Raw genomic sequence first — 25,725 nt, forward strand, 5'->3', positions numbered from 1 at the left:
CGCGGCGGCGGCCTCCCCTCGTGGAAGCCCATGAGCCGGAGGCGCCGAGGCTCCAGGGATAGGTGGACGCCCGGGGCGGGACAAGGACGTTGTCCCGACGTTTCCGGCCACCCGGGGTCCACCCCCAGCCATCGCCTGCCGGGTCGCCGTGGCGTCCCCGGACCGCAGGCGTCGACGTCGCTACACGGCCACCGTCGACTGCGCTCGCTCCCGGGCCACGGCGTTCTCCCGGGTGGAGGCGCTGATGAGGCCCTCGAGCGTGGACGCGATGGCGGCGCGGTACCGGTCCATGGCGTCGACGCTCTTGGGCACGTCGCAGAAGATCGAGTTGAGGTAGAGCCCGTCCGCGTTGCGGAGGAACCACATGTTCGCGGTGTTGGAGTGCGAGGTGTTCGGAATGGTCTTCGACTGCCAGACACCGAACTGGTCGGCGCCGGGCAGCTTCCGGTAGTCGAGGAAGGAGAAGAAGTTGACCGGGTACGGCCAGGTCCGCAGGTGGAAGTACTGCGGCGCGAGGAGCTCCCAGACCTTCACGAAGGGCACGTCGACGTTGCGGATGAGCTCCTTGAAGCCAGACTGCACGCCCTCGACCACCTGCGGGAACGACATGCCGTCGGCGATCGGGAACGTGATGGCCAGGGTGTTGACGAACCAGCCGAACGACTTCTGCCAACGGGGGTCCTGACGTTCGCTGACCGGGAGGAAGCCGTGGTACTTCTGGCACCCGGAGATGTCGCGGAGCGACATGCCGACCACCGCCAGCAGGCCCATGAACAGCTTCGTGCCGTGCTGCCGGCAGATGCGCTCGAATTCCAGGGCGCTCGCATCGTCGAGCAGGCGGACGGTGTGGTTGCGCGCCGGATACATGTGGCCGTACTCGAGGCCCAGGTCGAGCGGGATGCGCGGAAACAAGTCGCCCGCGTCGGAGATGAAGGACCGCCAGTACTCCAGGTCCGGGCTGTTCGCGGCGAGCGTCGCATAGCGGTGGCGCTGCGCGTCGCCGAAGTCGAGGTAGCTCCCCCGCTCCGCCAGGTCCAGCGGTTCGCCCGCCGCCAGGGCCGCGTAGTCCCGCTGCACCTCCTCGACCGCGATCACCAGGGAGAGCCCGTCACACAGGATGTGGTCGAACCCCATGTAGACGGTGGACTGCGTCGGTTCGATCACCACGCCCATCAAGAACAGGGGCCACGACAGCGTGTCGATGTCCCGGTTGAACGTGGTCCGGATATGGGTGGTGACCTCCGCGGCTGAGGAGAACGGCCCCAGGTCGGTGTGCACCAACCGGACCTCCTCCGGGGTCATGACGTCGCAGCGCAGATCTCCCGCGATGAGCTGCTCGAACCCGCATCGCAGCACCTCGTGCCGCTTCACGAACATGAGCAGCGCGTTCTCCAGGGCGGGCAGGTTGAGTCGGCCGGGAATCTTGAACGACAGCCCGATCCAGTAGTTCTCCGCGACGTGCTCCTTCCGTGCGGACACCGCGGCGGAGAAGTGCTTCTCCTGGTTGTAGGACGCGGGCCTGTCATCCGCCGTGAGGCTGTCGAAGGTGTTCGGCGGCGGGCTGAGACGCCATTCGTGGATGTGACCGGCGTTGAAGCCCGCCTCTGCGAGGGGAATCTGGTGCATGAAGACAATCCTCTATGTATTTTTCCGTATGGATATGTTCTCGACGAACTCGACGAAGGGATTGGAGCCTCCCCGTCGACTCGTCCGCTGCCAGCCCTGCCCGCATACCGGCGGCATGGGTACAAGCTCGCGAACCGCGCGGCACAGGGTGTATCTGACCCCAACCTTGGACAAGCCCCACTGGGGCTTCTGTCCATTGAACGGAGCTGACCGAGACGCTGGCACCACGCCAATGATTGCCATTGCGTCCGTGGAGCCGTGGCATGGAACCCCAGACCAGGGACACTGTGGTGAAGCCTCCATTCCGGGCTGGCTCACCACCGACGCTCGCCGGCAATGGCAGCCATCGACATGGACCTCCGCCCCCCCTTGGGATTGGCGGTGCGCCCCAGCGGATGTGGGTCCCCGGCCGCACCTGTGGCCGCCCGCCCGCGCGAGCCCCCCTGGAGAGGCGGCATGCCGCTTGCTTTCTCCGGCGGCCCACGCGCCCCCTCGACTCATGGGGCGCAGCACCCCGTTCGAGGAGAACCGCATGCTTCGAGGTACGAGCCGACGAGAGGTCCTGCTCCAGGCGCTGGCGGGCCATGCCCTGGTCCGAACGCTCCTGTCGCGAGACGCCCTCGCCGGGCCCGTGAAGGCGGAGGCACAGGCCTGGCTTTCCCGCACCCATGAACTCTGTGCGGACGTCCGAGGACGGAAGCTGGCGCCACGGGAATGGCAGCGGCAAGTCGAGGCGCTCTTCTCCCACGTCCCCCTCCCAGACCTCCTCCGGGCCATCGACGCCGACCGGCTGAAGCCGAGCCTCGAGTTGCCGGATGACCGCGCGGGCGCGATGTCCGCGCCGCTGCCCAGAATCGAGGGGCTGCCGCGCGTGTTCGGCTCGAAGCTCTTCGGACTGGCCCAGGGCCGGGCCGTCGTCCCCCACGGGCACCAGAACATGGTGTCCATGCACGTGGTGCTCGCCGGAGCGTTCCACCTGCGCCACTTCGAGCGGGTCGAGAGCCAGCCGGAGCACCTGGTGCTGCGCCCGAGCATCGATCGCATCTCCGGCCCCGGGGACCTCTCCAGCATCTCGGACCAGCACGACAACGTGCACTGGCTGGTGGCCACCAAGGGCCCCGCCTACACCTTCGACCTCATCGTCGACCGCATCGACCCGGCGCTCGGCTTCGCCTGGAAGATCGACCATGTGGACGTCGACGGAGCCGAACCCCTGGCGGGAGGGCTGCTGCGCGCACGCCGGATCGAATTCGAGGAGGCCCTCCGCCGCTACGGAAAGACCTGACCGCCTCCGGTCGCGTCGTGGGAAGCCCGTAGTCCTGGTGGGCCGAGGCAGGGGCGGCGGTGTGGAGCCCGGGCAATGCCTCGTCGCGCCCAGCGTATGGCCCCCTGTCCTGGGACATGTGAGTCACGGGACGAGCCAGGGGACATCCCATGCGGGCGCGAGGGGGCAAGATGAGGACGGAGTCGTGGCTTTCGCTGGCGGTGCTGCTCCTGGGGAGCCTCCAGGCACGGGCCCAGGAGACACCGGGCCCCCGTCACCGGACCGAGGCCACCCAGGTCATCGCGGAGCTCCGCAGAATCGTCGCACCCGAGGGGGCGGAACGCACCGAGAAGCTCCGCATCGGAGGCATCGACCAATGGGTTTCGGTCCGCAGCCGCGACCTGCGCAACCCCGTGCTGCTCGTGCTCCATGGCGGCCCCGGCTGGGTGGCGATGCCGACGAGCTGGTATTTCGCGCACGGCTGGGATGAGTTCTTCACGGTCATCCAGTGGGACCAGCGCGGCGCGGGCAAGACGTATGTCGCGAACGATCCGGCCACGGTCACCCCGACGCTCACCGTCGAGCGGATACACGCCGATGCCGAGGAGCTCGTCCAGTGGGCGCGCAAGCGCTTCGGCAAGGAGAAGGTCTTCGTCCTCGGCCATAGCTGGGGGAGCCTCCTCGGGCTCACCCTCGCGGAGAAGCACCCCGAGTGGCTCCATGGCTATATCGGCGTCGGCCAGGGCATCGACGCGCGGGAGAGCGAGCGGCGCGGCTGGGCCTGGGCCATGGCACGGGCGCGCGAGACGAAGAACGAAGCAGCCATCCGTGACCTCGACTCGATTGCGCCCTACGCCGTGGGCGAGAAGCCCTTGTCGCTCGAGGACATCCTGGTCCAGCGGCGCTGGCTCAACTTCTTCGGGGGTGCCGCCTACCGGCGCCCCGACGCGAGCTTCGAAGGCGCGGCGGTGCTCCTGTCACCCGAATACACCGAGGAAGACGTCCGCCAGCGATGGAAGGCGGAGGAGATCTCCGTCGAGAAGCTCCTTCCCACCATCCTGACGACGGACCTGTCACACGTGAAGCGGCTGAAGACGCCGCTCATCCTGTTCCTCGGACGCCACGACTACAATGTCTCGGCGACGGTTGCCGCCGAATGGTTCACGGGTGTCAAGGCGCCGTCGAAACAGCTCGTCTGGTTCGAGCAATCCGCGCACGAGCTGATGGCCGAGGAGCCAGGCAAGGTGCTGCTCTCCCTCGTCCGTCATGCCCGTCCCCTCGCCGAGCGTGTCGGCGATGTCGCCCCGTCCAATTCCAGATAGAGCAGACCCCGGCGAGCGAATTCACGGGCGTGGCAGCTCGCGCTGTTCGCGCTCGGGGAGGTGTTCTACAACCGTGGAGACAACCCAGGATTCACCCGACCATCGCAGCGGGTGTCCCCCTCCACGATGGAATGAACATGACCCGCCCGACCTCGTCTCAGCACTTCGACCCGCAGCTGGCGCCCCTCCTCGCTCCCCTGGCGGGATATGTCCCCTTGCAGATGACGCTGGAGCAGCTCGAGCACTTCCGCCGGCTGAGCCATGTGACACGGGAAACCCTCATCGGGGACGCGCAGGTCACCTGTGTCGACTACAGCATCCCCGGGTATCAGGGGGCCGACATCGTCGTCTCCGTCATCGCGAGGAAGGACCACTCGACACCCGGGCCGGCCGTCTATCACATCCATGGTGGCGGCATGGTGATGGGGACCCGCTTCGCCGGGGCCAGGCCGCTGGTGGACTGGGCGCTCCGCCATGACGCGGTCTGCGTGACGGTCGAGTATCGACGGGCGCCCGAGCACCCCGCCCCGACCCTGGTGGAGGACTGCTACGCCGGGCTCAAGTGGATGGCGGCGCACGCGGACATGCTGCGGTTCGACCCGGACCAGCTCGTCATCTTCGGAGGGAGCGGCGGTGGAGGGCTCGCCGCGGGAACCACGCTCCTGGCGAGGGATCGGCAGGGGCCTCGGCTGCTGGGCCAGCTCCTGCAGTGCCCGATGTTGGACGACCGGAACGAGACGGACTCCGCGCATCGCTACGAGGGCGTCGGGGTCTGGGACCGGACCAGCAACCTGACCGCCTGGCGGGCCGTGCTGGGTGACCGCCAGGGCGGACCCGAGGTCTCGCCCTACTCGGCCCCCGCGCGGGCCTCGGACCTGGGCCGCCTGCCGCCCACCTTCATCGACGTCGGGGGCGCGGAGACGTTTCGGGACGAGGCCGTCGCCTACGCGCGCGGAATCCTGGCGGCGGGGGGCGAGTGCGAGCTGCACGTCTGGGGCGGCGCCTTCCACGGCTTCTATGACATCGCCCCGCAGTCGGAGCTGGCGCGGGCCTGCATCGCCACGCGGGACTCGTGGCTCGCGCGGATGTTCGCTCGCGGCGCCATGAGCTCACGCGCTCCGTGACGACGGCGCCCCGTCACCCGCCGCGAGTCAGGGTGTGGGCGTCCCCGTGCCTGCCTTCGCCGCGCCCGCCGCGGGTGGCGCGAAGGAAGGCAGGGGGAAGCCCGGCAGCGGCAGGGTCACTTCGTGCGGGAGGCCCGCCGTCTTGCCCGTCCTGAGGAATTCGTAGACGGCCGTCTTCGCGGCCGGCTCGTTCCGGAGCAGATAGAACGTACCGTCATGGCCGCCCCGGTGGATGAGGATGGCGTGCCCCTTGGGGAAGTACGGCAGCAGGCCGAGGGTGTTGTCGACAGGGGTCGAGGTATCCCAATCCCCATGCACGAACACGACCGGAATCGCGCTCGGGACAGGCTTGCGCAGCGCATCGCCCATGTCCCGGGTGGGCCAGTCCGGCGCTGACGCGATGTTCGCCTCGAAGTTCCAGGTCCCCAGCAGGTCGACCGCGGGGTCGGTGCGCAGCAGGTGCTCGCGCTCCGCGGTGACGCCGAGGCTGCTGTCGACCAGCGGGCCAATCAGCTTGGACTTGCTGGCCGACCGTCCCTCGATGACCTCGCGCGCCCAGGCCTCGTAGTGCCCGTAATAGAGCGAGAGGATGAAGGCCGGCCATTGCTCGCCCTCCTGGGTGTGTGAGGCCAGCGCGAGCTGGAGGTCCTCGGCGCCCAGGACCACGGTCTGGCTCCGTCCCGCGTCGTCACGGACCTGGACTCGCACGGGCCCCACGGCGAAGCGGCGGTGGAGGGCGCGCACGGCCTCCATCATTCCGCCCGTGGGAAGGTAGGGCGCGAGGCCGGGGTCGCGGTCGGCGTCGTAGGCGATGCGCTGGAGCGCCGCGAAGACGTGCGACGGCAGGTCGTAGCCATTGTTCAGGGGCTCCACCCCCGACAGCACCGCGCGCGCCACGATGTCCGGGTGCAGCCTCATCACCGCCAGGCTCCACTGAGACCCGAAGCTGCCACCGAACAGGCTGATCTTCGGGTACCCGAGCGCGCGTCGCAGGGCGTCCACGTCGGCGGCGAACTCGGTGATGTCGTAGCCCGCCAGGTCCTTCCCCGCGTTCTCCGCGATGGCCTTCCGGGCCAGGGAGCGCATGGCCTCGGCATCCGCCCGTACGGAGCCGGGCCGGTCCAGGGGCATGGCTTCATTCGAGGACTCGAGCATCTCGCCCCGCCGGGTGAAGCCCCGCTGTTCGATGACGACCAGGTCTCCCACGGCACCGAAGGTCAGCCAGGAGCGCAGTCGCCCCTTGCCGGCCGCGTCATCGTCGAGGAGCGAGCCGAGGACGCTCAGGCCGGGACCTCCCGGCAGCCAGAACACCGGCGGCGCGCCCGTGGGCTTCGGCGCCTTGAGGCGAGCGAACCCCACCCCGATGAGACGGCTCCCCGGCTTCTGCCGGTTCTCGGGCACGTAGAGCGTCCCCAGCTCATAGGAGACCCGGGTGCCGGGCTCGAGCTCGACGGTGCCGCGCTCCAGCACCACCTCCCCTGGCTTGCGCTGGGCCCATCCCTCCGTCGGAGCGGCGAGCAACAGCCCCAGCAAGGCACACCACCACGACGACTTCGACGAGAGCACGCGCATACGTTGGATCCAGCCCGGAGATGGCACATCGCCTCATGCTGCCGGCGCAAGAAAACGCCAGCGCCCGGAATATTCCGAACATCCTGGGGTCAGGCGAGCGGGCCGGAATCCGGGGCGGACGCGGCGGAGCCGGAGAGGCCCCGCCGCGCCCCGGACGGGTGGGACTCAGTACGGGCTCGCGGTGGGCCGGATGATGATTTCGCTGACATCGACGTCCGCGGGCTGGCTGATGGCATGGCTGATGGAGCGCGCGACGGCGTCCGCAGGGATGGCCACCTTGCGGAACTCGCGCATCACCTCGCGCGCGTTCGCGTCACTGATGCTCTCCGCCAGCTCCGACGTCGTGACGCCCGGGGAGATGACCGTCACGCGGATGTCCGCGCCCACCTCCTGACGCAGTCCCTCGGAGAGGGCCAGCACGGCGAACTTCGTGGCGCAGTAGACCGCCGCCGTCGGGCTCACCGCGTGCCCGCCGATGGAGGACACGTTGATGAACTGCCCCGCCTTCTGGCGCTTCATCACGGGGAGCCCCGCCGCGATGCCGTGCAGCACCCCCCGGATGTTCACGTCGATCATCCGGTCCCACTCATCCACCTTCAGCATCTCCAACCGCGACAACGGCATCACGCCGGCGTTGTTGACGAGGACGTCCAGCCGTCCGAACGCCTCCAGCGCGAAGCCCACGAAGGCCTCCACGTCGTCCCGCTTCGTCACGTCCACCGCGCGCGCCCGCGCCTCGCCGCCCGCGGCCTCCAGCTCCGCGGCCAGCACCTTCAGTCGCTCCTCCCGGCGCGCGCCCAACACCACCTTCGCGCCCTGCTGGGCGAGCAGACGCGCCGTCGCCTCTCCGATGCCGCTGCTCGCGCCGGTGATGGCCACCACCTTGCCCTGGATGTTCGTCGCCATGTGCATGTCCTCGAGGGATTGCCCGGTACCGGGGGGAACCGGGGACATGCGCACCCTCTCAAGCCAGGGCTCGGGGGCGGTATCCGGATACTCGCGGACTCTTGCCCATTCCTGCGCGGGCGCGCCGCGCGCCCCGGCACTATAACCGACGCCGCATGAAGCCCCCCCGCCCCCCAGCGCCCACCCCAAGCCCGAACCTGGACGCGCTGGCGACGCTCCTGGAGCGCCACACGCCCTCGGACGGCATCCACGCCACGGCCATCCCCCGGCTGGTCCTCATCCGCGCCTCGGAGCCCACCACCCCGCTTCATGCGCTGCATGCGCCCGCGCTCTGCATCGTCGCGCGGGGTCGCAAGCAGGTGCTGCTCGCGGAGGAACTGTATGTCTATGGGCCGGACCAATGCCTCGTCGCGTCCGTGGACCTTCCCGTCACCGGGCAGGTCGTGGAGGCGTCCCCGGACACGCCCTATCTCTGCTTCCGGCTGGACCTGGAGCCCGGGCAGTTGGGCGACATGATGATGGAGGCGGCGTTGGAAGCCCCCCCCGACGGCGAGCTGGCGCGCGGGCTGGCGCTGGGCCCGGTGGGAGAGCCGCTGCTGGATGCGGCGACGCGGCTCGTGCGCCTGTTGGACACGCCACGCGACATCCCGGTGCTGGCACCGCTCGTCATCCGCGAAATCCTCTACCGCCTGTTGGCCGGAGACAACACCGCGAGGCTCCGGCGGATCGCCATGGCCGACAGCCGCCTGCACTCCGTCACCCGCGCCATCCATTGGATCAAGGAGCACTACGCCGCGCCCATGCGCATCGACCATCTGGCGCGCACCGTCCACATGAGCCCGTCGGCGCTCCACCACCACTTCAAGTCCGTCACGTCGATGAGCCCGCTGCAATACCAGAAGCAACTGCGGTTGCAGGAGGCCCGCCGCCTGATGCTCGCGCAGCCCATGGACGCGGCGATGGCCGGGCACTCCGTGGGCTACGAGAGCCCGTCTCAGTTCAGCCGCGAGTACAGCAGGATGTTCGGCGCCCCGCCGTCCCGCGACATCGCCCGGCTCCGGGAGTCGCTGGGCGCCACGCCCTGACGTGCGTCGAGGACGGTGCCCATGAGTCCCTGGGTGAAGACCTTCGAGGGCGGCAGGCCGAACATCCCCCGGAACAGGCGGGAGAAATGGGCTGAGTCGTAGAAGCCGGCGGTGTGCGCGACCTCGGTGAGGCTTCGGCCCCCGAGCGCGAGCGCGGTGGCCGCTTGCATCCGGTGCCAGGCGCGGAATGCCCCCATGGGGACCCCCACCTGGTCCCTGAAGCGGTGCTCGACGAGCGACGTGGAGGCGCCCACCCGCCGCGCCACCCGCACCGCATCCGCGGGTTCACCGTCGGGCGTGGAGAGGAACGCGGCGACGCGAGCGATGCGCGTGTCGACCGTCAGCGGACAGGGGCCCAGGTTCAGGGCGTTCTGGAAGAGCTCGGTCCAGGGCTCTGGCTGGCGCGCGACCAGGGCGGTCTCGATGGCACCACGCACCACGCCCGCGTCGACGCGATGGCGGAGTCCCACGCCAGGCTCCAGGAACAACACGGCGGCGCGTCCACCATGGAAGTCCAGCGAGTGCCACTGCCACCCGCGCACGAACGCGGCTTCGTGCTGTTCGACACGGCCTTCGTCGTCGACGACGTCGAACGCATCATCGAGCCCCACGAGGACGGCGTTGGCGGCGAACCGATGCCTGGGCAACACGTGGAAGCGTCCGACGTACAGCGCTCTTCCTCCGCCCAGCAACAAGTGGCTCCGCATCTGCAGAATCATACAAGCGGGGACGTGGCGCCGCACCTAGCGTGATGTGTCGAAGCCCACCCCTGTCCCATCCCATCCCCGAGACGCTTCGTTCACCCAGAGGAGGCCGCATGGCCGATGAGCACCCGTCCCTCCCCCAGATGATTCTCGACCGGGCGCGCGACACGCCGCACCGCGCCGCGTTCCGCGTGCGACGAGACGCGGCCTATGTCGACGTCCCCTGGTCGGAGTTGCCCGCACGCCTCGGCGCCCTCGCGGCGGGGCTGTTGAGCGCGGGGCCCCTGGACGATGGCGCGTGTATCAGCATCGTCGGAAACACCACGATGGAGTCGTGCCTCGTCGACTTCGCGGCCTTGAGCGTCGGCCTGGAGACGGTCCCCGTCTACGCGAGCCTGCTGCCGGAAGAGGTGGGCTACATGCACGCGGACACCGCGACCCAGCTCATCGTCGTGGACGACGGGAGTCAGCTCGACAAGGTGCGCGCCTTCCGAGCGGGCTTCACGTTCTTCGGAAAGCACTACGCGCCCGCGGAGGTCGCGCCCCGGGCCAAGGTGGTGGTCATCCGCCCGGAGGGCCTCGCGCCCGCGGACGACTGGGAGAGCCTGGAGAGCCTCGAGGCCCGGGGGCGCGCCCGGCAGACCTCGATGGAGGACGAGATGCGGCGACGCGCGTCGCGGATCCGACGCGAGCACGTCGCGACCTTCACCTATACCTCGGGGACCACGGGCCCACCGAAGGCGGTGATTCAAACCCACGACAACATGCTGGCGATGCTCGAGGACGTCGCGGACGCGGGGCTGTTGGATGACGACGTGGTCGAGCACGGGTTGTTCCTCTTCCTGCCCGCCGCGCACTCCTTCGGGCGGATGGTGGAGTTCGCGGGCCCGTTCTTCGGCGCGCCGCTGGTCATGTCGTCCGTGCCCACGCTGGCGACGGATCTCCTCGCCGCGCGTCCGGGGTTCGTCCCGGCGGCTCCGCGCGTCTTCGAGAAGATGATGGCGAAGGTCACGAGCGCCATCGAGAGCGAACACGGGTTGCGGCGCTGGGTCCTGGACTGGGCCGTGGGGGTGGGCCGTCGAGCCGCGTCCCATGCCGCCACGGGCAAGCCCCTGCCAGTGCTCCTGGAGCTCCAGCGTGGCCTGGCGGACCGCCTCGTCCTGGCGAAGCTCCGCGCCCGGCTGGGACTGGACAACGCTTCGGTGCTCCTCTCGGGGGCCGCCGCGCTTCGCGTGGACGTCCAGCGGTTCTTCCTCTCCCTGGGACTGACCATCCTGGAGGCCTATGGGCTGACGGAGACGTGCCCGGGATTGACCATCAACCGCAAGGAGGACGTGCGGCCGGGGACCGTGGGCAGGCCGTTCAAGCGGTGCGAGCTCAAGGTCGGGCCCGACGGCGAGCTCCTCGCGCGCGGGCCGAACATCTCCCGAGGATACTTGAACCGTCCGGAGGCCACGGCGGACGCCTTCGATGACGACGGCTGGTTCCGGACAGGGGACCTCGGCTCGATCGATGCCGAGGGGTTCGTCCGGATTACCGGGCGGAAGAAGGAGCTGCTCAAGACGAGCGGCGGGAAGTACATCGCGCCGCTGAAGATAGAAGCCCGGCTCAAGCGACATCCCCTCGTCCAGGAGGCGGTCGTGCTCGGCGACGGGCGGAACTACTGCACGGCCTTGTTCGCGCTCGACGCGGAGATCCTCGCCGCGCTGGCTCGACGTGAGGGCATCCCGGCGGACCCGGCACACCCGCGAATCGGCCACGTCCTCCGAACAGTCGTCGCGGAGGCGAACTCGGGCCTGGCGTCCTTCGAGAGCATCAAGACCTTCCGCGTGTCGCCGGGACCGTTCACGGTGGAGGGCGGCGAACTCACGGCGTCGCTCAAGGTCAAACGCCACGAGGTCGTTCGGAAGTACGCGGCGTTGATCGAGTCGATGTACGCGCACTCCGAATGACGAGGCGAAACCCAGGGCGGGTCATCCCTGAACCCGCCCCTCGAGGTGACAGCCTATCGACAGCCATGGCACGCTCCCAACGACAGTCGGAGGCAGTGGTGCATCCACGACGCGCCCACCTCCGCGAGGGGAAAGGAAATCGCCATGCTGGCAACGCTTCTCGTCATCGTGCTCTCCGCTGCCCGCTGTTCTCCGGGCGAAGCCCGTGATGCCTGTGATTGCAGACAGGGGAAGGCCGCCGCATGCAAGGCCTTGCGCAAGTCCGACCCGAAGCTGGCCGCGGAGTTGGAGAAGGCCCACGCGAAGCAGGCCAAGGAAGAGGCCCGCGAGGAGGCGGCGGCGAAGCAGGTGGCCACGACGGGGCAGGAGCACCACGTCATCTCCAAGAAGATCGCCAAGGCGTTGGACGACCACCCGACCCTCAAGGGGCACTACAAACCGCGAGACTCCCGCTTCGTCACGAGAGCTGTGGACTTGCCCGCCCATCGCGGCTACCAGGACTGGCATCGCAAGGTGGACGACGAGGTCATCGAGTGGATCCAGCGAAACCCGAAGGCCACCCCGAAGCAGTTCGAGGCCTATCTGCGCGCGGTCTACGCACAGCCGAAGTTGAAGGAGCGATTCCCCGATGGATTCTGAGCCGCACGCCTCCCCGGCCTTCTTCGTCCTCGGAAGCCAGCGCGGCTCTCACCACGACGCGGAGTTCTCCACGGTCGAGGACCGCGAGCGCGCGGACGCGAAGCGGTGCCCGGAGTGTGGGGGCGTCATCGGGATGCGGACGTGGCTCCCCCCCTACCGGGTCGAGCTGCGGCTGCTCGGCGCGACGCCCGGCGATTTCCTCCAGTCCCACGGCGCGGGCGCGGACCTCATCGTCTCCCAGCGCCTCGCGGATGCATTCCGCGCGGCGGGGCTCGTGGGCCTGAAGGGCTTCGACCCGGTGGAGGTCGTCCGCGTCCGGGGCAAGCGCGGCACGTCCAAGGACGCGGACGTCGCCATGCCCCGCTACTTCGCCGTCACCACGACCTTCGGCTCGGCCCTGGTGGACGAGGCGCGAAGCCACATCCTCCGACCAGGCCCGTTCGACTGCGACTACTGCCGCGCCGTGGGGACGGACGGCATCAACGGCTTCACCCTGGAGCCAGGGAGCTGGAACGGCGACGACGTCTTCGAGCCCCGTGGCCTCCCGGGCGTCCGCGTGGTCTCCGAGCGCTTCGCCCGCTTCGTCACCGAACACGGCCTGACCCACATGACGCTCACCCCCACCGAGCGCTACGTCTGGGACCCGCTGGGTCGCTTCTCCCCGGCCTCCGGCGAGTAGCGGCCCGCCGCGAGCCCGCGTCCTCAGGGAATGAGGACCTGCGTATCCGTCTTGACCCGCTCCAGCGCGATGAGCGTGCGGTACCTGGCGACGGCTTCGTTCTGTTCGAACAGGCGGCGCGCCGTCGCCGCATAGGCCTTCATGTTGGGCGAGACGATGACCAGCGCGAAGCTGGTGCCGCCCGTGACGTAGTAGCACTGCTGGACTTCCGGGTCGTCGCGGAACTGGGCCTTCACCCGGTCGATGGTCGCGGCCTTCTCGTCGTGCAGGTAGACCTCCACGATGGCGGTGATGGTCAGGGGAATCGCATCGGGGTCGACGATGGCGGCGTTGCGAAGGATGACCCCGTCCTTCTCCATGGCGGCGATGCGGCGCTGGACCGCCGCCGTGGACAGGTGCACCGCCTCGGCGATGACCCGCTGGGGCGTCCGATTGTCTCGCTGGATGATGCGGAGAATCGCTCGGTCGAAGGAGTCGAGCTCGCGCGGAGGCTGGGAGTCCTGGTTGTCCATCGCGTGAGAAAATATTGCATTCGCACGGGCCATTGCGGGCGTTTTTCTCGCCTTCGCGATGCTAGTTCTCGCCACCGTCCTCGCTCGTCAAGGATGGGGCCACGTGGAACGCAAACCAGACAACGGAGCAACAGGGCTCGGTATCGCGTGCGGAATCGGGGCCGGCGCGATGTGGGGGTTGGTGTTCCTGGCCCCGGAGCTGGCGCGCGCGTTCGGCCCGCTGCATCTGGCGATTGGCCGCTACCTTTCCTACGGAGCGCTCTCCGCCGTCCTCATCGCGCCCCGCTGGCGCACGCTCGTTTCCCGACTCACCCGTCGTGAATGGGGGGCGCTGGCCTGGCTGGCCCTCGCGGGCAACACCCTCTATTACGTCTTCCTGTCCAGCGCGGTGCAGTGGGGTGGCATCGCGACGACCTCGCTCGTCATCGGACTCCTGCCGGTCGCCGTGACAATCATTGGGAGTCGCGACCGCGATGCGGTGCCGCTGCACAAGCTCGCGCCGTCCCTGCTGTTGTGCGCGGCGAGCGCCCTCTGCATCGGCTGGCAGAGCCTGGGCGCGCCATCATCGGGGACGTCCGGGCCGCGCATGGCCGGCCTGCTCTGCGCGTTCGGCGCGCTCGTCTCCTGGACCGCCTTCGCCGTTGGCAACAGCCGGTGGTTGCGGCGCCTCGAGCACGTGTCGGTCCACGACTGGAATCTGCTGACCGGGCTCGTCACGGGTGCGCAAGCCCTCGTCCTGCTCCCCGTGGCGCTCGCGCTCGACACGACGTCACACGGCCGTGCCGCCTGGGTGGGGCTCGCCGGTGTTTCGATTGGCGTCGCGGTGCTGGCCTCGCTCGTCGGCAACGCGCTCTGGAACCGGATGAGCCGTCTGCTGCCGCTCACCCTCGTCGGGCAGATGATCCTGTTCGAGACGCTGTTCGCGCTGCTCTACGCCTTCCTGTGGGAACGCCGACTCCCGGCCCCCCTGGAGGTCGCCGCCTTCGTCCTCGTGGTCTCGAGTGTCTTGGCGTGCATCGCCGCGCATCGGAACGCGCGCGCGTGACGCAGGCCTCCCGGGTCAATCAGACACATCTGCGGGGAGGACTCCCGGGAAAGCGATCATCCTCGCCAGCTCCACCGCCCCTGATGAAACAGGAGAGCCAGCTCGAATCGCGGGCCGTCCCAGTCGAGACACACTGCTCGTGACTTGTGCTCCGGGACCCGCCGCCACCGAAACATGCTGGGGGGCTTCGGGAGGGGCCTTCAGCGCGTCACCACTGTCGGCCCCAATGAAACAAGGCTCATCGATGACGCAGCGAGTCGGTTCCTCTCGCATCCGTGTAAAGAACCGGTGACAATCCCCGAGATGAACCTGCGACGCTCGATTCTCTCCCTGTTGGTTGTCTCCCTCGCAACCGTTCACACTCTCGCTGGCTGTGGTTCCGACGACGATACATCGGCGCCGACCACGGGCCCGGATGCGGGTATCAAGCCCGACGCGGGCACCACGCCCGACGCCGGCTCCGAGCAGGACTCGGGCACCACGACTGACGCGGGCTCCGAGCAGGACGCGGGCTCCGAGCAGGACGCGGGCTCCGAGCAGGACTCGGGCACCACGACCGATGCGGGTTCCGAGCAGGACTCGGGCACCACGACTGACGCGGGTTCCGAGCAGGACGCGGGCACGACGACCGACGCGGGCTCCGAGCAGGACGCGGGCACCACGACGGACGCGGGCTCCGAGCAGGACGCGGGCACCGGAACCGACCCGTTCACTTCGTGCGAGGGGAGCTGCCAGGAGACCGGTGTCACGGTGGAGATGAATGGCGCCCAGCGGGTCCTGACCAGCGCGTACTTCGGCTACGAGGAGCCCGCGGTCCCCGGTCAGCCGTGGGAGCTGTGGATCGAACTCAACAACGGTGCGCCGGGCCAGTGCCCGAGCCCGGACTCCGACGTCCCTCCCCAGCTCGTCAACGTCTACTCGGTGAAGGTGCCGGTGGACACGACGCCGCAGAGCGGCTCCCTTCCGGGTGAGCCCCGCGCGACGCTGGTCGACTTCGAGGGCGTACTGACCACGGCGTTCTTCCTCCACAGCACGGGCCTCACCTTCACGCCCGTGGCGGCCTCGCTCTGCCCCACGTGCGCCAAGGAAGGCTCCGTCCCGACCTCGCACTTCGTGGCCTTCGATGTGAATGGCACCTACGAGGACGGCGCCATCGCCGGGCACGGGTACGCCACGTATTGCCCCGACCTCAACTACTTCCAGGACCCGTGAGCATGACGGCCTGGCCCGTGTGACCCTGGGCCAGGCCTCACTGGAAAGCACCGGAGCCGCCGTGATGCCTCCCCCGGGGCACACGGTGGCTCGGGAGTCCTACGGTGGACGACCGAGCCCACTGTCTGGCTCGGGCCACCAGCGTCGCTCGTGAGAGCAGCGTCCCGCGAGGATGGCGGGACGCGCCATCGAGACGATGGCCCTCGTCAGGACTGCGTGGACGTGGGGGCCGTCTGTCCTTGCGAGGCCAGGCCGGCTCCACTTGGCACCCCACCGGGGCCGGACTCATGGCGGCCCATGCGCCGTTGGCTCTCACGACTCACGCTCCTGCGCCTCGCGCTGCCTGGCTGCCGGAGCCCTCCCAACGCCGACGCACGTTTCTGGCATTGGTTCGAGCGCAATTCGGCACGTCTTCTTCAGTCCGAGGCAGGCCAGGATCCCCTCCTGGATGAACTCCATCAGGAGCTGCTGAAAGCGCACCCCGGGCTCACGTTCGAACTCGGTCCTTTGTCGGATGGGCACCGCGAGCTTGCCATCAGCGTGGACGGCACCGGCAGGCGCTTCACCTCCGTGAAGACGCTCGTCGCCGCCGCGCCCGCGCTCCCCGGATGGCGTGTGGTCGCCTTCCGCCGGAGAAAGGGCGCGGACTTCGCCATCACCCTTGGCAAGGTGACCCTCAAGCCCGAGGATGTCTGGTTCAGGGCGGAGACGCAGCCACGTCAGCCTGTCGAGGTCTCCGTCTACCTCAACGGCTTCACCGAGGACGACCGTCCGTATTTCTCCTTGGCGGCGTACCTCGTACTGGACGACGTCCTGGGGGAATACGATGTCGAGACGAAGGTCGGAGGCATCGGATTCGAGGCGTTCCCGAAGAATCCCGTGGAGAGCGGCTTGCGGCCGATTGCCGAGCTGGCCGCCGTGGTCGACGGGAACTTCGCGCCGGAGCCGTAGTCGCGGGGGCTCGGAGCACCCGCTCCGGTGAGTCCCCACGACCTCGTGAACCAGGCCGTAGGGCGGAGCCTCTTCGGACACGCGCGACGAGGGCTACGGACACTGGCCCTGCCGCTGGTGCTCGTGACATGGGTGACCTTCGTGGTGGCCCCCGTCTGGCTCCAGGCTTCGCATGCCTGCTTTCCGCACTTCGACCTCGGCATCTACACCCAGGCCCTGGCGCGCATGTCCCTGGCGGAGCCGAATCCCTGGCTGAGCGCCCGGCGGGTCTCCATCTTCAACGACCACTTCGACCCCATCCTGTGGACGGCGCGCCTGTTCGTCACGCTCGTGCCCCCGATGTGGGCCGCCCTGACGACGGAAGCCCTCTTCCTCCTGTTGGCGGTCCTTCCCCTGCTCTGGCTCCATGCGCGCGGGATGATGAGCCGCACCGCCACGGTGCTGCTGGCCGCGTTCCTCCTCCTGACCCCGAGCGCGGTGGAGGCGCTTCGATTTCCTGTCCATCCCACGACCTGGTCCGCGCTGCCATGGGTGCTGGCGGGCGTGGCCTTCCACTTGCGCCGCCGGGGGCTGCTCTTCTGTGCCTTGCTCTTGCTGTTCGCCTGCAAGGAGGAGTTCGCCTTCGCGGGCATCATGGTCGCCCTGGCGCTGGCGCTGCGCGGAGAGCGCCGCTTCGCGCTGGTCGTGGGGACACTGTCCCTGGTCTGGCTCGTCGGGGTCTACGGGGTACGCCCCTGGCTGATGGGGCCGTCCGAGGACTATCGCGTCCGGCTCACGCAGGGTCTGGACGAGGGGCTGGCGCACTATCTCTCCCTTCGCCTGGCCCCCACCCATCTGTCACGCATCGGCACCCTGCTGGCCCTTTTCCTTCCCCTGGGCGTCTGGGCATGGCGTGAGCGCTTGAAGCCAGACTGGACGTGGTTGCTGGTCCTGCTCCCGCTGCTCGGCATCCGGTTCCTGGGCATGGCGTGGCGATTCCACTATGGGGTGCCGCTGATGACCGCGGCACTGATGGGTTTCCTGCCCGTCCTGCGTGCCCGCCGTCTCCCCGCGTGGGTCATCGTCTCCAGCGGAGTGATGCTCCTCGTCAGCAATGAGCCGAACCTCCGCAAGCTCACGAGGACGCTGGTGTCCTCGCGAACGTATCCGGACCATTGCCCCGGGGCGCCCGAGCGCCTGGCGAGCATTTCGCGCGGAGTGGAGACCCTGACGAGAAACCCCGAGGGCCTCGCGCTGTTGGGCAGCAACTTCGTCTCCCTGCTCGCGGCACGGGACGAAATCTACGCCGTGGGTGGCCCCCAGCCGGACGATGGCCGCATCTACACGTGGGTGCTGGTGGAGAAGCCACCGCATGGCGACGCCTGGCCGCTGACCTCCACGCGGCTGTCGGAGCTCATCGACGTCTGGCGCGGGGATGCCGCCACACACGTCCTCATCGACGACGCGAACGTCTTCATGGCGCGCGGCCGGTTCACCGCGCATCGCTGACCCGGCCACCCCCTCCGAAGAAGTCCGTCTCCACCCATCCCCACGGAAAAATGGCGGCGGTGTCGATCCCCGTGCGCGTCGTTCGTCGTCCGCGTGAAGGCCCCTTTTCCTTCGCAGCAGACGAACCCATTCCCCCGGAGGGGAGACCCCATGTTCCGCACCATCCTCGCTGTCGCGATGCTGCTTCTCGCCGTCCCCAACCTGGCCAGCGCCCAGGCGAAACCCAAGGGTGCCCGCGTCACCGTGAACGGGATGCAGATGTATTACGAGGTGTCCGGCAAGGGCGACCCGCTCATCGTCCTGCACGGCGCCTATATGAACATCCCGTCGATGGGCGCCATCATCACCCGGCTCGCCAAGACCCATCAGGTCTACGCGCTCGAGTTCCAGGGACACGGGCGCACCACGGACATCGACCGGCCCATCACCTACGCCCACCTCGCGGATGACGTCGCGGCCTTCATGAACGCGGTGGGGCTCGAGAAGGCAGACGTGTTCGGCTACTCCATGGGCGCGGCCGCCGGATTGCAGCTCGCCATCCGCCATCCGGAGAAGGTGAACAAGCTCGCCGCCGCCTCGGTCGCCTACGACATCGAGGGCTGGCAGCCCGAGTTCAGGGCGTTCATCCCGCAGATGAAGGTGGAGATGTTCCTCGAGATGCCGTTCGCGAAGGAGTACCGGAAGCTCGCCGCCAATCCCGAGGGGTTCCCGGAGCTGGTCCGGAAGCTGATCGCGCTCGAGAAGGAGCCGATGGCGTGGGCCGAGCAGGTGAAGGCGCTGAAGACCCCGGTGCTCATCATCACCGGTGATGCCGACGTCGCGACCCTCGAGCACTCCGTCGCGATGCTCCGGCTGCTCGGCGGTGGTGGCGCGGGCGACATGGGCGCGCCGCTGCCGTCCTCGCGCCTCGCGGTCCTGCCCGCCACGTCCCACACCGCGGTCATCACGCAATCGGAGCTGCTGCACGCCTTCATCGAGCCCTTCCTGAAGGGCAGCGCGCCGAAGGGGATGTTCGCGTCGCCGTAGCGACGTGCGGCCCCCTGCCCTCGCCACGTGCCGCTGGCGAGGGCGGAGTGGCTGCCCGCGAGCACTCGCGCCCGGAGGCCCCTCAGGCCCCGGGCAACACGAAGATGCGCACGAGCCCGAAGTTGTCGGAGACCTGGCTGTCCGCGAAGCGCACCTGCAGCGGGACCTCCTCCCCCGTCACGTCATAGGTGTACCGGTGCTCGGTCGCGTTGAAGGCCGCCGTGGACGCCGGGTGCTTCCAGGTCTTCCCTCCGTCCAGGCTGAGCTCGATGAGACTCGCTCTCGATGGCGCGGTCCCCGGGGCCTTCACACCGGCGAAAGCGAACTCGGGGTCGAGGCCGACGTTGCGGTTGGCGATGTTCGGGTTGGGAAACATGGGCGCGGGCTCCGGTTGACCGGACTGCGCGCCGGCGACGATGTCGTTCTTCCAGACGTTGAAGGTGCCCTGCATCGTCACGCGGTAGGGCTTGCCCTTCTGGAGCACCAGCTTGCTGGGAACGGCGGTAGCGCTCCGGGTGTCGAGCCACAGCTCCTCGGCGGGTACCACGACGACCTTCAGGCGGCCCGTGTTGTCCGTGACGGGCTTGTCCGCGATGCGGACCTGCAGCGCGGCGCTCGCGCCGGTCACCTCATAGCCATAGGCGTGCTCGGTGGCGTTGAAGGCCGCCGTGGACGCCGGGTGCTTCCAGGCCTTCCCTCCGTCCAGGCTGAGCTCGATGAGGCCGGACCGCTGCGCACCAGGCTCCGGTCGCTTCTCCAGCGCATGCCCCTTGGACCAGGCGAAGACGAACTCGGGGTCGAAGCCGACGTTGCGGCTGGTCCCCTTGGGGCTCGGAAACATGGGGGCGGACTCGGGCTGGAGGGATTTCACGCCTGGAACGATGGTGTTCCCCCAGACGTTGAAGGTGCCCTGAATCGTGACGAGGTAGGGCCACCCGGGCTTCAGCACGGTCTGGCCGGTCACCGGCGCGGCGCTCTGGGTGTCGAGCCACAGCTCCTCCTGCTGCGCCCAGGCGGGAGATGCCGCCAATACCCATACCCCTGCACACCCGATGGCCCATCGCGAAAAACCTCTCATACCAGCTCTCTCCATTGCCTTGAACAGGAACGCGGGTGCTCCCACAGCACGACCGCGATGACTTGGATTGCAAGCGGAGGACCACGCAGCGCATCTTCCGCGCTTTCCCTGTCAGCCCCCCGCCCATGAATGGATGTGAATGCGAGGCGCTCACGCCGAAGGGGGCCTGACATGTCAGGCGGCACCGGCTGACACGAAGGCTGACGCGTCAATGACGACCATGGGCGAGCACCACGCCCGGCATCCCACCGTCCGTCCTCCTACCCGAACGCCTCCTGGGGTACGGTGCCGCGCATGTCGATGCATGAAATCGAGGACATGGTGGAGGGGGCGGTGCGGGTCCTCGACCGTCGGGCGCCCGCTGGCGACGACGCCCCGCGCAGTCAGTTCGCGCGCCTCCTCGCGTTCCAGGGAGAGTGCGACTGTTCGTTCACCCATTTCCGGATGATGGACATCCTGCTCGCCCGTCGCTTCACGTACCGGTTCGACGTGGCCGACCACCCCGACCATGCGACCCGTCGCGAGTTCTTCCAGGGCATCACGGAGTTCACGTACCTCCACGAGGACCTCACGGACGACCCGGACGCCTCCGAGGGTGAGTCCCGCCCGCTGGCCGGGTACATCGAACCGCCCGACCTCTATTGCGACGCCGGCAGTCCGCTGTGGCGCCGCATGGTGGAGGCGGGGAAGCTGACGGGGCCAGATGCCGAACCGCCCGCGAAGCTCCTCCTCATCGACGTCGTGCTCGAGGTCCTGCGGGGCGCCGAAGCCGCGGGAGACGCGGAGCTGATCGCCATGTGGTTCAACCTGGGGCCGTCCACCTTGTTCGGGGACCTGTTCACGCGCCAGATTCGCAAGGGAGACGTCCTGGCCAGGAACCCCTTCACGGGCGAGGACGTCGTCGCCAAGGAGGACTTCATCGCTCCGGGCCGGTTCACCCTCGAGGAGCTCCAGGCCACGCCGCAGGCCTCGAGCGTCCGCGACATCGTGCGTCGCACGCGGGCGCTCGCCACGGAGCTCGCCTATGACGAGCGCCCCTCGGAGGAGTCCCTCGCGCGCAACCCCGCCAACGCCTGGTGGTGGGAAGGCCTCTGAGCACCGGTGCGCGGCCGGCGACGGAGGGATGGCGTGCACCGGTCCGGCGGCATATACGCGCGGCATGACGTCCCCCGAGCCTCGACCGACGACACCGCTGTGGTTCGGGCTGCTACCCCTGCCCGCCATCCTCCTGGGGGCCTTCGTCGCGTGGCGAAGTGACGTGCCGGTCACGGCGTTCGCCACCAACGCGATGGCGACGGTGCTCGGTGCCGGGGTGGCGGCCCTGGTGGGTCGCCTGTCGGGCACGGCGCTCCAGCGCGCCGCCCTCCCCATCGCCGTCACCGCGGTGCTGCTCACCGCCTCGACGCTCGTGTTCCCGGGACTCGACGGGGTCCATCGCTGGATCCAGGTGGGCCCGGTCCGGCTCCTCGCATCCGCCATCGCCGTTCCGTGGGTGCTGCTGGGGATGAGCGTCGCGCGCCCCCAGCGCTTCGCCAGCTCCGTCGCCCTGGCCCTCGGGCTGGCGGCCGTCCACGCCGCGCAACCCGACGCCGGTCAGGGGACCGCCTTCGCGTTGGCGGCGAGCGTCCTGTTCGTCCGCGCGCGCTCGGGGCCCTGGCTCCCGCGCGCCCTCGCTTGCGCCGGGGTGCTCGCCCTCGGCTTCGCGGCCTGGCTCCGGCCCGACCCGCTCGACGCGGTTCCCCACGTCGAGCGCATCGTCCAACTGGCCACGCGGCTGGACCCGGTGCTCGGCGTCGTGGCCGTCGTGACGCTCGTGCTCCTCCTCGTGCCGGCCGCGCTGGGCGCCACACGGGCACGGACAGGAGGGGGCGACGACGGGGGCTTCTCCATCAGCCTCCTCGCCTACCTCGCCGCGACGCTCGGCGTGACGGCCCTCGGCAACTTCCCGGTCCCGGCGATGGGGGCCGGGGCTGGTCCCCTCCTGGGGTGGTATGCGGCGACAGGCATCCTCGTCGCGACCCTGCGACGTCGGGGCAATCCCTCCGGAGCAGCCCTGTAGACTGGAGCCATGCCCTCCCGCGTGGGCGAGGCGGGCCTGGAGGAGCGGCGCTCCGCGTGAGTCACCAGGCGTCGGCCAGCATGTGGAGCAGCAGGTCCGCACAGCTCCAGCCCATGGCGCGTGCGGCGATGGCGCTGAGGCTGTCCTGGTCCTCGCGCCCCGGGCGTCCGGCGCCGGTCATGTTCGGCTTCAGGTTGAGGTCGAACAGCCGGAACACGCCCTCGGCATCGGCGCGGCAGTCGATGCGGATGGGCGCGCGCGCTTCGACGCACCTGGCGGCCTCGACGCAGTTCGCGAGCAGCGCGGCGACAGCGGGCGCCTCGCGCTCCTCGGGGCTCAACGCCCGGCTGTTCTGGACGACGGCGACGACGCCATTGTAGGACCCGCGTCACGCCCTGGCTGCCGCGCCCGCGCACCGGCTTGACGACCAGCGGGAACTCCAACCCCAGCGCGGCGAGCCGCGCCCTGGTCAGCGACGACCACGGCTCGATGCCGGGCCGGGCGTCCACCGCGGCGAGCACCGCGCCCGGTGTCGGGAGTCCGCGACGACGGAGGAGCGCGTTGGTCGCGAACTTGTCGTCGAACCGCTGCACGGTCGACGGCAACTGCCCGACGACCGCGAAGCGGGGGATGAAGGCCTCGAGAGGATGCCCCGAGAACAGCACGGTGTTGGCCCAGAGGACGGTCGCGCCCCGCGCCCCCGCCAGTTGGATGCCCTCGTCGGTATCGGGGAAGACCCAATCGAGCGCGACGCCAGGGTCCGGACGCGCGGTGGGCGTCACCACCCGCACCCCGGCGTTCGCGAGCGCATACGCGATGTCGGCGCCGCTGTCCGAGTAGCCGCCCGGTTTCGGCTCCTTGCGCAGCCCCTCGACGGGGGGTGGAGCCACCGCCTGGAAGAGGACGGCGACGACGGGGTCTCGGGTCGGGTGCGCCATGGGGGTCGCTCCTCGCAGTGGCCTCACGGGCGCCCGCGCGACCGGCGGCGCGGCGAGCACGGCGGGAAGATACCTCGCCTGCCCGCTCTCCTGTCTCCTGGAGAGCGCCACCCCAGGTGCGGGAGAACCACGGAACCAACGTAACTCCACGTTCGGCGTAGTAGGTTCCCGCGCATGGTACGTCCCCCAGTCCTGATGTTGTTCGGGTTGCTCACCCTCGCCTCCGCCCAGGCGGTCGCCGCGCCTCCCGAGGCAGGCGCCGCGAAGTCCGTCGCCGAGGCCTCGAAGCGCGTGGAGAGCGCTCGCGCCACCCTCACGACGGCCGTCCAGCGCATCGAGAAGGAGCCGCCCAGCAACACCGACCTCGACGCCGCCCTCGCCGCGGTGGAGGCGCTGAAGAGCGCGCTCGATTCGGGCGTGAGCTTCGAGACGGAGGACCTCGACTACGCCAAGACCGTGCTCGCCGCGCGCAAGCAACTGCGCACGCAGCGCGAGTACGTCGAGGAGCGCCGGGCCAAGGTCCACATCCACGACTTCCGCCGGCGCATCGACGGCGCGCTCGCGGGCCTGAACGAGCGCATGGCGAAGGTCGCGGACAAGGACCTCGACCCCAAGGCCATGGACGAGAGCCGGGCGGCGGTCGACGCGGTCAAGAAGCTGGCGGAGGAGGGCCGGCCCTTCGCGAGCCAGGATCCGAAGTTCGCCGCGTACCTCACCGAGGTCGACGCCACGCTCACCCGCCACGGGAAGACGCTCGACGACCGGTGGCTGCAGCAGTCGGCCCAGAAGCAGCGGGGGCTGCTGGACGAGCGCCGCAAGGCCCTGTCCACCGCGCTCGCCGAGCTGAACCCGGGGTGGTCCGACGAGAAGTTCGGGGCCGCCGACAAGGCGGTGACGGCGCTGCAGAAGCAGCTCGACGAGGGCAAGCCGCTCGAGGAGCGCGACCGGGCCTACCGCGCGGAGACGGAGAAGGCGCGCGCCGAAATCACCCAGGCCCGGCGCCGGATGGAGGAGCTGGTGGTCCAGGCGGGTGTCTCGCGGGTCAAGGCGGAGATGGGCCCCGCCCACGACGAGCTCGTCGTGGCCGCCAAGGCGCTCCGCGCCAGGAAGCCCACGCCGGAGCAGTTCGCGGAGGCCAAGACGGCCGCGTTCGTCGTCCGGAAGCTGGTCGAGCGGTACGAGCCGCAGGCCGCGCGCAGCCAGCCCATCGGCCAGTACATCGCCGAGGTCAAGAACACGCTCACCGAGGTGGAGGTGGCCCTTCAAGTCAAGGGCCTCGACACGGCTCGCGCCGACGTCACCCAGGCGCTGCGGAACGTCGAGCGACGGTCCGCCACCGCCGAGCAGTTCGAGGAGGCGAAGACGGCGCTCGTCGTCCTGGAGAAGACGCTCGAGACGGTCCAAGCCAAGAACCCCGCCGTCAGCCCGTCCGCCGCCGAGGCGCGACAGTTGCTGAAGGACGGCCGGGCGACGCTGGAGCGCCGCCGCTACGAGGTCGACCTGCAGCAGCAGCGCGCGAAGGTCGACGAGGCGCGCAAGAAGGCCGCGGCCCTGGTCACCCAGGTCCAGCAGGAGAAGCCCTCGGAGGCGCTGCTCCAGGAGGCCGACAACGCCATCCAGCAGATCGGCGCGGTGCTCGAGGCCGGCGCCGCCTTCGTCAAGAAGGACCGGGACTACGCGGTGTACGCCAAGGAGACCAAGGAGCGCATGGCGGAGCTGGGCGACCGCGTCAACCGGCGCAAGGTCGTGCTCGCCGCGGCGGACGCCCGCGTGCAGATCGCCGAGCGGCTCGCCACGACGAAGCAGACGCTCGAGTCCGCGAAGCTCGTCACGGCGACCGACGGCGACGTCGAGACCGCCTCGAAGAGCGTGGACGAGGTCATGAAGCTGTTCGAGACCCGCGCGGAGCTGGAGCGGCAGGACGCGGGCTATGCGGCGTACGCGGAGCGGGCGCGCGCGGAGTGGCTGAAGCAGGTGGAGGCGCTCGAGTTCGCGAAGCAGGCGCGCGCCCTGCGCCGGATGACGGGAGAGGCCCTGACCGCGGCCGGCGCGGCGGCGGAGGCGGCGGCCGCCGCCGGGGACCTGCGCAAGCGCAAGGACCTGTACGCGAGCGCGCTGGAGAAGCTCAAGGCCTGCCAGGACGACGGCGCCCGCATGGTGAAGGAGAACGCCAGCCTCGCCGCCATCGACGTGCTCGTGGCGGGTGCCCCCGCCCGGCCCCAGGAGGTGATGGCCCAGTGCGCCCAGAAGGCGGAGACGCTGCAGGAGCCGCAGAAGCGGGCCGACGTCCAGCTTCGCTTCCAGGACGGCCCGAAGAAGGCCTACGACGCGGCGAAGCCGCTCATCTCCAAGGGGCGCAAGGAGGACGCGCTCACCAAGCTCAACGAGTGCATCGCCGAGGGCCGCATCCTCGAGAACCGCTACCCCGACTTCAAGGACCAGAAGTTCGACGTCGAGGGGACCCGCATGAGCGTGCTCGACCTCATCCAGCTCTGCGTGAAGGAGCGCAAGCCGCTGCAGTCGTCCCCCTGAGGTCCCTCGAC

Annotated in this window: 22 protein-coding genes; 15 read left to right on the plus strand and 7 right to left on the minus strand. The window is 69.5% G+C overall.

Translation table 11 applies throughout. The features are described from left to right. Positions 1 to 180: 180 nt before the first annotated feature. Positions 181 to 1,626, minus strand: a complete 1,446-nt coding sequence (locus tag LZ198_RS02950) for a condensation domain-containing protein (protein ID WP_253970316.1) — start codon at positions 1,624 to 1,626, stop codon at positions 181 to 183. 532 nt (positions 1,627 to 2,158) lie between these two features. Here LZ198_RS02950 and LZ198_RS02955 point away from each other — a divergent pair. The 3 genes from LZ198_RS02955 to LZ198_RS02965 all read left to right on the plus strand — a co-directional run bounded on the left by LZ198_RS02955 (position 2,159) and on the right by LZ198_RS02965 (position 5,336). Beyond that, positions 2,159 to 2,911, plus strand: coding sequence for a hypothetical protein (locus LZ198_RS02955; RefSeq protein ID WP_253970317.1), 753 nt, complete (start codon positions 2,159 to 2,161; stop codon positions 2,909 to 2,911). A gap of 170 nt (positions 2,912 to 3,081) precedes the next feature. Further along, positions 3,082 to 4,212: an alpha/beta fold hydrolase gene (locus LZ198_RS02960; protein ID WP_253970318.1), complete on the plus strand. Its 1,131-nt coding sequence runs from the start codon at positions 3,082 to 3,084 to the stop codon at positions 4,210 to 4,212. 137 nt (positions 4,213 to 4,349) lie between these two features. Continuing rightward, a complete protein-coding gene (locus LZ198_RS02965; RefSeq protein ID WP_253970319.1) occupies positions 4,350 to 5,336 on the plus strand; it encodes an alpha/beta hydrolase in 987 nt (328 codons plus the stop codon). Positions 5,337 to 5,363: 27 nt separating this feature from the next. Here LZ198_RS02965 and LZ198_RS02970 read toward each other — a convergent pair whose 3' ends face one another. Together LZ198_RS02970 and LZ198_RS02975 are read right to left on the minus strand one after the other, a co-directional pair. Beyond that, positions 5,364 to 6,908, minus strand: coding sequence for an alpha/beta hydrolase (locus LZ198_RS02970; RefSeq protein ID WP_253970320.1), 1,545 nt, complete (start codon positions 6,906 to 6,908; stop codon positions 5,364 to 5,366). A 165-nt stretch (positions 6,909 to 7,073) separates the two neighbouring features. Next, positions 7,074 to 7,814 carry an SDR family oxidoreductase gene (locus LZ198_RS02975; RefSeq protein ID WP_253970321.1) on the minus strand — a complete coding sequence of 247 codons (741 nt, stop codon included), beginning with the start codon at positions 7,812 to 7,814 and terminating at the stop codon, positions 7,074 to 7,076. Positions 7,815 to 7,969: 155 nt separating this feature from the next. Between LZ198_RS02975 and LZ198_RS02980 the strand changes: the two genes are divergently transcribed. After that, the gene (locus LZ198_RS02980) at positions 7,970 to 8,899 is read left to right on the plus strand and encodes an AraC family transcriptional regulator (protein WP_253970322.1); all 930 of its coding nucleotides are present in this window, start codon (positions 7,970 to 7,972) and stop codon (positions 8,897 to 8,899) included. On the opposite strand, the gene LZ198_RS02985 is transcribed toward LZ198_RS02980, so the two are convergent. Next, positions 8,809 to 9,618: an AraC family transcriptional regulator gene (locus LZ198_RS02985; RefSeq protein ID WP_253970323.1), complete on the minus strand. Its 810-nt coding sequence runs from the start codon at positions 9,616 to 9,618 to the stop codon at positions 8,809 to 8,811. The two genes, LZ198_RS02980 and LZ198_RS02985, sit on opposite strands and share 91 nt — an antisense overlap. A gap of 98 nt (positions 9,619 to 9,716) precedes the next feature. Here LZ198_RS02985 and LZ198_RS02990 point away from each other — a divergent pair, with 98 nt between their 5' ends. The 3 genes from LZ198_RS02990 to LZ198_RS03000 all read left to right on the plus strand — a co-directional run bounded on the left by LZ198_RS02990 (position 9,717) and on the right by LZ198_RS03000 (position 12,873). After that, positions 9,717 to 11,555, plus strand: coding sequence for an AMP-dependent synthetase/ligase (locus LZ198_RS02990; RefSeq protein ID WP_253970324.1), 1,839 nt, complete (start codon positions 9,717 to 9,719; stop codon positions 11,553 to 11,555). A gap of 144 nt (positions 11,556 to 11,699) precedes the next feature. Further along, positions 11,700 to 12,194 (plus strand): Wall-associated protein precursor, encoded by a 495-nt coding sequence (locus tag LZ198_RS02995; protein ID WP_253970325.1) that lies wholly within the window; start codon positions 11,700 to 11,702, stop codon positions 12,192 to 12,194. Beyond that, positions 12,184 to 12,873: a hypothetical protein gene (locus LZ198_RS03000; RefSeq protein WP_253970326.1), complete on the plus strand. Its 690-nt coding sequence runs from the start codon at positions 12,184 to 12,186 to the stop codon at positions 12,871 to 12,873. The genes LZ198_RS02995 and LZ198_RS03000 overlap by 11 nt, the downstream gene beginning before the upstream one ends. Positions 12,874 to 12,896: 23 nt before the next feature. Here the strand turns inward: LZ198_RS03000 and LZ198_RS03005 are convergent, their stop codons facing one another. Then, positions 12,897 to 13,385 carry an Lrp/AsnC family transcriptional regulator gene (locus LZ198_RS03005; RefSeq protein WP_253970327.1) on the minus strand — a complete coding sequence of 163 codons (489 nt, stop codon included), beginning with the start codon at positions 13,383 to 13,385 and terminating at the stop codon, positions 12,897 to 12,899. A 103-nt stretch (positions 13,386 to 13,488) separates the two neighbouring features. On the opposite strand from LZ198_RS03005, the gene LZ198_RS03010 reads away from it, so the two are divergent. The 5 genes from LZ198_RS03010 to LZ198_RS03030 all read left to right on the plus strand — a co-directional run bounded on the left by LZ198_RS03010 (position 13,489) and on the right by LZ198_RS03030 (position 19,107). Next, positions 13,489 to 14,430: a DMT family transporter gene (locus LZ198_RS03010; protein ID WP_253970328.1), complete on the plus strand. Its 942-nt coding sequence runs from the start codon at positions 13,489 to 13,491 to the stop codon at positions 14,428 to 14,430. A gap of 303 nt (positions 14,431 to 14,733) precedes the next feature. Further along, complete coding sequence (locus LZ198_RS03015) at positions 14,734 to 15,642, plus strand: hypothetical protein (protein WP_253970329.1); 909 nt, start codon at positions 14,734 to 14,736, stop codon at positions 15,640 to 15,642. A gap of 297 nt (positions 15,643 to 15,939) precedes the next feature. After that, the gene (locus LZ198_RS03020) at positions 15,940 to 16,593 is read left to right on the plus strand and encodes a hypothetical protein (RefSeq protein WP_253970330.1); all 654 of its coding nucleotides are present in this window, start codon (positions 15,940 to 15,942) and stop codon (positions 16,591 to 16,593) included. A 27-nt stretch (positions 16,594 to 16,620) separates the two neighbouring features. Further along, positions 16,621 to 18,081 (plus strand): DUF2079 domain-containing protein, encoded by a 1,461-nt coding sequence (locus LZ198_RS03025; RefSeq protein WP_253970331.1) that lies wholly within the window; start codon positions 16,621 to 16,623, stop codon positions 18,079 to 18,081. A 150-nt stretch (positions 18,082 to 18,231) separates the two neighbouring features. Next, positions 18,232 to 19,107 (plus strand): alpha/beta fold hydrolase, encoded by an 876-nt coding sequence (locus LZ198_RS03030; RefSeq protein ID WP_253970332.1) that lies wholly within the window; start codon positions 18,232 to 18,234, stop codon positions 19,105 to 19,107. An 82-nt stretch (positions 19,108 to 19,189) separates the two neighbouring features. On the opposite strand, the gene LZ198_RS03035 is transcribed toward LZ198_RS03030, so the two are convergent. Then, positions 19,190 to 20,137 carry a hypothetical protein gene (locus LZ198_RS03035; protein ID WP_253970333.1) on the minus strand — a complete coding sequence of 316 codons (948 nt, stop codon included), beginning with the start codon at positions 20,135 to 20,137 and terminating at the stop codon, positions 19,190 to 19,192. 342 nt (positions 20,138 to 20,479) lie between these two features. Between LZ198_RS03035 and LZ198_RS03040 the strand changes: the two genes are divergently transcribed. After that, complete coding sequence (locus LZ198_RS03040; protein WP_253970334.1) at positions 20,480 to 21,280, plus strand: hypothetical protein; 801 nt, start codon at positions 20,480 to 20,482, stop codon at positions 21,278 to 21,280. Positions 21,281 to 21,344: 64 nt separating this feature from the next. Next, positions 21,345 to 22,244, plus strand: coding sequence for a hypothetical protein (locus tag LZ198_RS03045; protein WP_253970335.1), 900 nt, complete (start codon positions 21,345 to 21,347; stop codon positions 22,242 to 22,244). 61 nt (positions 22,245 to 22,305) lie between these two features. On the opposite strand, the gene LZ198_RS03050 is transcribed toward LZ198_RS03045, so the two are convergent. Further along, complete coding sequence (locus LZ198_RS03050) at positions 22,306 to 22,584, minus strand: D-alanine--D-alanine ligase (protein WP_253970336.1); 279 nt, start codon at positions 22,582 to 22,584, stop codon at positions 22,306 to 22,308. A gap of 772 nt (positions 22,585 to 23,356) precedes the next feature. Between LZ198_RS03050 and LZ198_RS03055 the strand changes: the two genes are divergently transcribed. Next, complete coding sequence (locus LZ198_RS03055; RefSeq protein ID WP_253970337.1) at positions 23,357 to 25,714, plus strand: hypothetical protein; 2,358 nt, start codon at positions 23,357 to 23,359, stop codon at positions 25,712 to 25,714. The last annotated feature ends 11 nt before the right edge of the window (positions 25,715 to 25,725 follow it).

Origin of the sequence: Myxococcus dinghuensis (assembly GCF_024198235.1) — a bacterium.
Taxonomy (GTDB): Bacteria; Myxococcota; Myxococcia; order Myxococcales; family Myxococcaceae; genus Myxococcus; species Myxococcus dinghuensis.